At 35.0% G+C, this 8,998-nt stretch carries 7 protein-coding genes and 3 pseudogenes; 9 read left to right on the forward strand and 1 reads right to left on the reverse strand.

Going from position 1 to position 8,998, the window contains the following annotated elements; genetic code table 11:
• The first annotated feature begins 360 nt into the window (after positions 1–360).
• From ACFSCZ_RS15630 to ACFSCZ_RS15650, 5 genes and pseudogenes are all read left to right on the forward strand, one after another.
• Entirely contained in the window at positions 361–531 is a 171-nt protein-coding gene (locus ACFSCZ_RS15630) for a Spo0E family sporulation regulatory protein-aspartic acid phosphatase (RefSeq protein WP_380775130.1), read from the forward strand.
• A gap of 111 nt (positions 532–642) precedes the next feature.
• Positions 643–735 (forward strand): annotated as a pseudogene (locus ACFSCZ_RS15635) (damage-inducible protein DinB); the annotation flags it as partial.
• A 245-nt stretch (positions 736–980) separates the two neighbouring features.
• The gene (locus ACFSCZ_RS15640) at positions 981–1,193 is read left to right on the forward strand and encodes a GNAT family N-acetyltransferase (RefSeq protein WP_380775140.1); all 213 of its coding nucleotides are present in this window, start codon (positions 981–983) and stop codon (positions 1,191–1,193) included.
• Between the two features lie 505 nt (positions 1,194–1,698).
• Positions 1,699–2,586, forward strand: coding sequence for a Vgb family protein (locus ACFSCZ_RS15645; protein ID WP_380775132.1), 888 nt, complete (start codon positions 1,699–1,701; stop codon positions 2,584–2,586).
• A 20-nt stretch (positions 2,587–2,606) separates the two neighbouring features.
• Positions 2,607–2,800, forward strand: a pseudogene (locus ACFSCZ_RS15650) (hypothetical protein); the annotation flags it as partial.
• A gap of 794 nt (positions 2,801–3,594) precedes the next feature.
• On the opposite strand, the gene ACFSCZ_RS15655 reads toward ACFSCZ_RS15650, so the two are convergent.
• Entirely contained in the window at positions 3,595–4,032 is a 438-nt protein-coding gene (locus ACFSCZ_RS15655) for an Hsp20/alpha crystallin family protein (RefSeq protein WP_380775133.1), read from the reverse strand.
• A gap of 238 nt (positions 4,033–4,270) precedes the next feature.
• Here ACFSCZ_RS15655 and ACFSCZ_RS15660 point away from each other — a divergent pair, with 238 nt between their 5' ends.
• The 4 genes and pseudogenes from ACFSCZ_RS15660 to ACFSCZ_RS15675 all read left to right on the forward strand — a co-directional run.
• Positions 4,271–5,635 carry a spore germination protein gene (locus ACFSCZ_RS15660; RefSeq protein ID WP_380775135.1) on the forward strand — a complete coding sequence of 455 codons (1,365 nt, stop codon included), beginning with the start codon at positions 4,271–4,273 and terminating at the stop codon, positions 5,633–5,635.
• Positions 5,636–5,658: 23 nt separating this feature from the next.
• Positions 5,659–6,732 carry a GerAB/ArcD/ProY family transporter gene (locus ACFSCZ_RS15665; RefSeq protein ID WP_380775137.1) on the forward strand — a complete coding sequence of 358 codons (1,074 nt, stop codon included), beginning with the start codon at positions 5,659–5,661 and terminating at the stop codon, positions 6,730–6,732.
• A complete protein-coding gene (locus ACFSCZ_RS15670) occupies positions 6,725–7,810 on the forward strand; it encodes a Ger(x)C family spore germination protein (RefSeq protein WP_380775139.1) in 1,086 nt (361 codons plus the stop codon). The genes ACFSCZ_RS15665 and ACFSCZ_RS15670 overlap by 8 nt, the downstream gene beginning before the upstream one ends.
• Before the next feature lie 835 nt (positions 7,811–8,645).
• Positions 8,646–8,912: pseudogene (locus tag ACFSCZ_RS15675) on the forward strand (response regulator transcription factor); the annotation flags it as partial.
• Positions 8,913–8,998: the final 86 nt, after the last annotated feature.

Consider the following 8,998-nt stretch of genomic DNA (forward strand, 5'->3'; position numbering starts at 1 on the left):
ACCGCTCTGAAGTTCTACACTTTGACGGAGCCAGTCACAGGATCAAATATCGTGAGACTTTATTTCAAGCGAAAAGTGTTCAAAATTAATGAGCAGAAACTGTTCAGAACTACTTGACGGTTACACGGGAACAGCTTTGTATCCATGTCATCTATTAAACATTGATTTTTTATTTAAGTATGATATTAATTTTTGTTTGTAGAGGGGTACCACCAATTAATACTAGAATAGGTATTTTCACTTTTTTTGTCAATTTATAAGAACATTTGTCATGTATATTCCAATTGTTTAGAATAGCTTGTATAATACCAATTGCGTTTGAAAAAATTCATACACTAAAATAGTCTAGGGGTTTGGATAATGGGTACAGAGATGGATGAAATAAAAGCCAGGATCAATCAGATGAGAAAGATTTTGATTGCAGAAGAATCTGGCTTAAATAGTGATAGCACCCTTTGGTACAGTCAGAAGTTAGACGAGCTCGTTACAAGATATCAAAAACTAAACAATGATAGATACACAAAAGTTTGAACAATGGTACCAATATTGTCACATGATGAATATGGGGTTTTTTTGCCCTTTATTTGGTTACTGCAGGGCTCATGACAAGATGGGAGTAAATGATCTTACACTTATCATCGCGGAAACCTTACAGCAATGATACGTCAACAGGGTTACTCAAGTGTACGAACCGATTATGTTTTCTATCTTTATGAAATCAGTTCAACAAAATAGTTGTTCTCTAACCTCCATTTAGAAATAAATTGAATGAATTTTCTGCAATCTAGCATAAGAAGGCGCCCGTTTTTTATATTGATGAGATTTTGTTTATTGAAAGCCCCCCTATTCCACCTTATCGAAATGGAGAAATGATAATTTTTCGTCCAGCAAAAGTTTCTGTTGCAAAACACATTATCCACTACATGGTACAAAGGACAGAGTAAAACATGTGGGCGAAGCGGGGGTTTAAGTGTTAAACAATTTATTGGGGACAAGGAATAGGTCAACAAATGATTAATATGTTGAAAGATTGGGCAGAGGGAAAAAATACAATTAAAAAGATCAATAGCAGAACTCGTACGGACAATCCCAGGGGTATCCCTATGTGTAAAAAATTTGGTGTTAAAGAAGAAGGTGTATCCCGTAAAGAGTTGTTTATAAACGAAGTGTTTATTTCGACTTTCTGTTATTAGGACTAGAATTGTAGAAAATGATTGGATATTTTTAAGGGCTTATTCCATTATCCGGCGCTTATCCAGAGCTGGTTTGCGCTCTTTTTTATATAACGGGCCATATAATGGAATACTTTGTAATACATAATGCACATACATACTAAAATGAATTTTCATTTTTTTTGGAATTTTGTTTGACTTTTCGCAATAAATATTGTACGGTTAAACAAATCAATATTCGAAAGGGTGAAAAAGAGCACATGATTATATAATCCTAACTTGAAGAAATCGATATTTTAGCCTTGGGTTCAGTTTCAAATTGTTTTGGAATGGACTCTATTTGTTATCGATTATTTTTCTGAGATAGGATTAATGTAATGTGCTTTTTTGACTTTATAAAGGCTTTTGTTATTCGAAAAGTCTATTTAAGTCCTTATTTGCGCTGCATTGCCTCCTGTCTTGAAAAACGAGATAGGGGGTTATTTTTGTTTTGGACATTTAATTTCAATAAATCGGAGGGAATAGAATGGAATATAAACTACAAGAATTAAAACTTGCCAATCAAGATACAGGGCCATACGGAATAATCGTTTCAGACAAGGAAGAAGTTTGGGTTACTCAACATAAAGCAAATAAGATCAGTTGCATCACTTTAGACGGAAAAATTATAGAGTACTCATTGCCGACAACAGGTGCAAAAGTGATGTGTTTAACAATTTCTTCAGAAGGTGATGTCTGGTTTACTGAGAATGCAGCAAACAAAATTGGAAGGATTACAAAAGAGGGGATGGTTAATGAATATACATTGCCTAATCCCAATTCAACACCCTTTGGTATTACAGAAGGACCAAATGGAGGTATATGGTTTACAGAAATGGATGGAGACCGTATTGGACATATTGCAGACGACGGTAAAATTAGTGAATATGAGCTGCCTAACAAAGGTTCTTACCCTTCTTATATCACTTGGGGGCCTGATAATGCCCTGTGGTTCACAGAAAATCAAAATAATGCTATTGGAAGAATTACAGAAAATGGAGAAATTGCGGAATTTAAAATTCCTACACCTGCATCAGGACCAGTAGGTATTACAAAGGGAAACGATGATGCTCTATTGTTTGTAGAAATTATAGGTAATAAAGTAGGGCGAATAACTACCTCTGGAGAAATTACTGAATTTAAAATTCCAACCCCAAACGCTCGACCTCATGCAATTACTGCTGGAGCAGGAACGGATTTATGGTTCACCGAATGGGGGGCTAATAAAATAGGAAGGTTGACTAGTAATAATTTAATTGAGGAATATCCAATTCAAACTGAAAATGCTGAACCACATGGTATTTCAAGTAGCGATGGTGAAACCATTTGGTTTGCATTGGAATGCGGCAAGGTTGGTAAATTAACTTTAATCTAGGATAAAAAGGGGTGAATTTATTGCTTTCTAGCAATCACCCTAGGACTGATCCGGAAAAGACCTTTCCGATACAAGGAAATCGGAATCTTCAATTTATAAAAACTGCTATAACGAAGCAAAACATCTGGGTGGGGGAATATTCTTATTTGATAGTAAGCAAGGAGAATCCTTTGAGGATCAAGTCCTATATCAGTATGAAGCGATTGGAGATAAGAATGAATCCAAAGTTATCCAGGAAAATCTTTTAGTTCACCTTATATATTATTTTTTACTCTCGGTAATAAAGATTTCAAAATTGAACAACATTATTTGCCCTTCAAACATTTAGTTTTTTGGAGGGGCTTTGTTCGCTTTTGGGTAATGGGAGGCTTTATTATGAATCATTATGAGTATCAATGTAAGATAGATGAAGAAAAACGCATAATAAAAAAAATCAATCATGAAGCGTGGAAATACACGTCCGGTAATCTATATGGAAAGCCTTTTTTCATTAAGTTCATTATATCTATCCTTTGGAGGTAATTTATAAAAAATTCATACATAAATATCACTGTTTCCAATTGACCGATTGGTGGCAGATATTAACGAAAATAAACGCAGCAGTTGGCAGCGGCTTTGCAGGGATAACACATAAATCTTCTTTTGGAGGAGTTTTTCCAAAAAACTGGTTAGAATTCAATTGAGTCACAAACCACCAAATTGAACACAAAAATTACTATAATAACAAGTTTCTTAGAACAGGTTTCATAAGCCACAAACGAATGAAACCAAAAACTAAAGGCCTGAGTCCGGACAATACCAAATTCAGGCCTTAATAGCTGCTTAGTAAAATTTTCGTTCTACTTTATGGGGTCAACTTCATAAGATGCGTTTTTTTTTCGAAAAAAATATACAATCTTTTGTATAAGACACCAACAAAATCTCTTTTCTTTGTTTATCTGTTCTATAGGCCAACTCCAGCATATAGTCAGGTTCGGATTCCTTCATTGCTGACGACAATTACTCCTCCTAATGGAAATCTACATCTATTTTCTTTTTAGTGTCTTTCATAAGTTTCGGCATACTTACTTCCAGTACACCATTTTTATAGGTTGCTTTTACACCGTCATGTGAAACGGGACATGGAAGGGTGATCATTCTGTGAAAACGGCCTGCATAGCGTTCTTTTCTAAACATATTTTCTTCTTTCGTTTCATTGGTACGATTAATAGAACCGCTGATGCTTAATCGATTATTTTCTATATCAATATCGACATCTTCCTTCTTTTCAAGTCCAGGAATATCACAAGTTGCCACTACTTCATTTTCCGTTTCATGTACATCCACTCGGATGCTCCCTAACCCCTGCTCATTATCGAACGAAATAGGAAAGTCCGAGAAAAAGCGATCAAACTCTCTTCTCATATTTGAAAGTTGTCTGAATGGATCGTACGGTACTAATGCCATTTTCATTAACCTCCTTGTTTTCTTTATACAAGGATATTATTCCAACTCTGAAAAAGAATATTCTTACCTTATTTTATATCAGTAATGAACACTATACTTTAAAATTAATCAGCTACACTTGAATTAATTGGCATCATCTGGTAGCTTCATTCATTCCAGAATACGAAAACCCTTTCTGAATAATTAATTGAAATTACACCACAATAAGCATAAATACTTTTTATCTGTGAGGCCTTCTATGCTTCTTAAACAAAATGTATCAGAAAAGATTAGAGATAAGCTGGTTCATTGTGACGACCTTGTCATACGTTCCTTTCCCGAAATAAACATTGAAGTAATGTTTATTGGTCATTTAATTGGAGAACAAGAGCTTTTTGACAATGTTTTAATGCCTTTTTCTAAAGTGACGAATAATGAGGTAAAGTCTCTACTTAAACGTAAGGAGTACAAATTAAAGACCGATTTAAATGAAATCATTAAAGGAATCTTAGAAGGAAAAGCAGCTATCATTTATAAAAACACAGAGGCCTACTTAATCGATATTTATGTACCAAAAACAAGAAGTGTTACACCTGCGGAGATTGAAACTGTCATTATTGGACCCAAGGAAGCATTTATTGAAGATATTTTTACGAATCTTTCAATGATCAGACGTCGCATAAAATCTCCCCGTTTAAAAGTATCTTCACTTGAAGTTGGGAAAATTACAAACACGGAATGCAGTCTTATTTATATTGAAGGATTAACCCCACCATCCTTAATCAAATACGTTGAAGAAAAGATGAATAAATTAGATGTCGAGGGGGTTACTGATCTAAATATGCTGACAGAGCATTTAGATAGCAAACAACTTTCTATTTTTCCACAATTTTTTACTACAGAACGGCCAGATGTAGTTGTTTCTAAATTGCTGCAGGGAAGGGTGGTTGGCTTAGTAGACGGGAGTCCTTATGCATTTTCAGCACCAACCAACTTTTTTGAGTTTTTCCAGTCGCCGGATGATTATAATCAGCGTTGGTTACTAGGAACCCTTTCCCGATTATTGCGGTTCATAGCCTTATTTATTACATTATTTGCTTCCGCATTTTATGTTGCGGTTTGCATGTTTCATTATGAAATGATGCCTATCAAGTTGCTGCACACTTTTATTGAGTCTAGAAGTAAAGTACCATTTAATCCGTTTATAGAAGCGTTGATTATAGAAAGTGTCATTGAATTACTGAGAGAAGCAGGAGCAAGGTTACCCAGTAAAATCGGTCAAACGATCGGGATTGTCGGAGGAATCGTTATTGGTACAGCTGCTGTTGAGGCAGGATTTACAAGCAATTTGTTAATTATTGTTGTATCTATTTCGGCCATCTCATCCTTTGTCGTCCCTCATATTATTATGACTGCTTCATTGAGGATTACCCGATTCCTGCTCATAATCCTTGCTTCCATTTGGGGGATATTTGGCATTATCATTGGGTTTGTTTTTATTCTCATCCATTTAAACCGTTTAAAAGTCATAGGTGAGTTTTATTTAAAACCTATAGCACCGCTCTATATAAAACTATGGAAGGACACAATCATTCGTGTACCTTTTAAAAACTTAAAGAAATAATATGGAAGGATCCTTCATTCAATATGGAAAGAATAAAACCATTTTATTTATTCTTTGTGACATTCATGACACAAGGTTCCCTTGTTTTAATTGTTCAGTTGCCGCAATTTGTTGCGGAGCATTTTGGTTATAATGGGTGGCTCGCTATCCCAATCATTTCTATATTTGTTTTGATGCATATTGGTCTCATTTATGTAGCTTATCGTTTGGGAAAGGGAGTTTCCATTTTTTCAATTATAGAAAATGGAATGCCAAAAATATTAAGAATACCGCTCTATTTCTTCCTTAGTTTCTTCTGGGCAGGTTTTGCCATATTTATATTGAAAAATTATCTATTTATTGTAAAGTTTTTACACTTTCCTGACGCCAATATAAATTGGTTTTTGTTGGCTACAATATTTCTTGTCTTTTATCTCGTGATTAGCGGTATTGTGTCTATTGTTCATATGATTACCTTATTGTTCTTTTTATTTGCACCCGTGGTTTTGACATTGCTGTATTTTATTCCTCATCTTTCCTTTTTAGAATTAACAAACTTTTTTTTCGATGCCCATGGACAATGGCAACACGGCATTCTAGATATATATATTGCTTTTCTTGGTTTTGAAGTTGTATTATTTTTATTTCCATATATCGAAAAAGGCGCAAAAGGATTGAGATATGTCTTTTATGGACATTTATTTACTACCTTTATATACATGGCGCTTACGATTATCAGTTATAGTTTCAATAGCTTCCAACAATTAAAGACACAACTGTATCCTATGATTAACTTGTTACAGTATATAGAAATGGAATTTATTGAACGCATTGATTCTTTATTTTTTTTGATCTTATTTTTGAGGGTTTTTACAACGGTTGTTATGTACGTTTGGATTGGAATGATTACATTTCAAAGAGTACTTAAATGGAACACTAAATCGATAGCAATCATTTTACTTGGTTCGGGTTATTTGATGACATTGCCTATATTAAACAAATTTGAAATCAAGCAATATTATTCTTTTTTAGGATCTATCCAAATAGTCATATCTCTATTTTTGCCCTGTATGATGATATTGCTTATTCTTCTTAAGAGGTGGAGACACATTGCATAAATTTATGATAGCGTTTTGCATTATGCTACTCGTTTTAGCAGGATGTGGTCAACAAGATATTATAGAAGATATAGGCTTTATACACACAATTGGTTACGATGTATTAGAACATAGTGAGGATGAAGGTAAACTGCGTGTGACAATTTCTTTCCCGCTGGCTGAAGAAGAGACAGCTCAGACCCTAAGTACGGTCGCTGAAACCAGTAAAGAAGCAAGAATAATTCTTTCTAATAAATCGGATAAAAATTTAGTCACCGGACAAGTACGTAGTATTTTTATTGGCAAAGAGTTAGCTGAAAAAGGAATATGGCAGCAAATGGATACCATTTATCGTGATCCAGTATTTAGGCCCAATATCAAGCTTGCGGTTATCGACGGCAAGGCGCAGGAACTGATTGAAAGTGAGAATCCTAATTTTCCCAAAGTCAATCAATCCATTGAGAACTTATTAAAAAAAGAAGCAAGACTAAATACAATACCTGACATGGATGTTCATAAGTTTTCCAAGGACTACTTCGATGATGGTATCGATCCGATCGCACCTTTTATAAAAAGTACAAATGAAGGAATGATGGCAAGCGGTATAGCTTTATTTAAAAATGATCAATTTGTAACGACCTTAAATACATTGCAGTCAAGAATTTTCTTCCTCCTTACAGGTGATTTTAAAAAAGGAGATCTATTTCACAAAAACGGGAATGAGAAAATATTAATTGATTTTTTATCAAATAAAAGAAAATTCAATGTCAAAGTATCCAGTCCTGATGACGTTGAGGTATACGTAAATATTAAATTTACGGGGTATATTCTCGAATATCAAGGAGATAAAGATACTTCAAATAAAAATGACATAAAACAATTAGAGAAAGGTATTCAAGCTTATATAGAGGAAGAAATAAATGACATTATAGAGATTATGCAACAATACAAAGTCGATAATATAGGAATAGGGAAATACATCAGACTTAATACAAATTATGATACATGGAAAAAAATGAAGTGGCCGGAAACGATTGATAATGCCAAAATTACTCCTCATGTAAGTGTGGAAATTCTAGATACAGGCTTAACCAAATAAAGGTTTTAAGAGCCGCGATATATGCGACCAGAACGAGCGCAGAATGACTGAATTCGTTTTCCTTCTATGTTATTCATAATTTGGAAGGAATAACCTAGGGATAAATTAAAAATGGTAGAGCAAGTCGTTTCAAATGATATGTAGGGTTACCGCAAGGATCCCAGCACATCCAGTAACTCTGGTAGTTTTTGCTGGGAATATCCTTACAATTTGCTCATAAACTTAATGATTGATCAAGTGAAGATTCGAAAATCCTGTGTGCCGTTCATCCATTTATAACTCTTGGGATGGCCCGTATCCTTCTCGACCTGTAACAGCCAGCATATAGGATGCTGCAATAGCAGTCGTTCTTCCAATGCTTAAAAGTACCCATCTATCAGCACAAGCTTGAATCTTCTGAGTCCATGGTGCCGTTGTGGATGTCGTACGAAAATACTCTAATTCCGGTATGAAATACATAAACGTAGGAACCCGTAGAAAGATATGCAATCCTAATATTAACAATATAAGATTCCTTCGCTTTTTATCTTTCCATCACAGAGTCAGTGCAGTGATAATCACAACCTGGACAATCAAATGCAAGAGCATCCAGAAGCTATCCAGCTGAAGTGCATACCTCCCTGTAGAATCTTAAAGGATTCAGGTGGGTAAGCACTCCACTGCGAAGCAACGACTATCCATTCATAAACGCTCCGCCCAACTCTTAACCCAAAAGCGTAATCAACACGATCAAAGTACCTAATCGCTGTATTTCTAAAGGGTTCGTAAATGTAGAATACCTAGTCCACATACACCGACTCCCTGATTGCTTGATATGCAGCGCGTTAACAGGCGATTATCAATTGAAGAGCATATAGGAGCCAAAGTTGCCTCTTTTGATGAAGAAGGAAGAGCGCCAAGAATCGGATCCATTGTTAACCCGAGGGAACGAGATATTTTGAGGTGTATTGGAGAAGGTAATGGAGAAATCGCTGAAAGACTTGAAATTTCAGTGGGAACAGTGAAGAATTGTCCGAGCCAGATTTTGAATAAATTGGATTTACGGGATAGAACACAGCTTACGTGTTTATGGCATTCTAAAAATGTAAGGTTTGGCAGTTAATTTATGTAGGTAATTCGAATCTATGTAAATAAAAAGGCCACTTGCCAACTTCTCAAAATAACTTTAGACTCCTCGTTGGACCAACA

The organism is Siminovitchia sediminis, from assembly GCF_042680885.1.
Classification (GTDB): domain Bacteria; phylum Bacillota; class Bacilli; order Bacillales; family Bacillaceae_C; genus Siminovitchia; species Siminovitchia sediminis.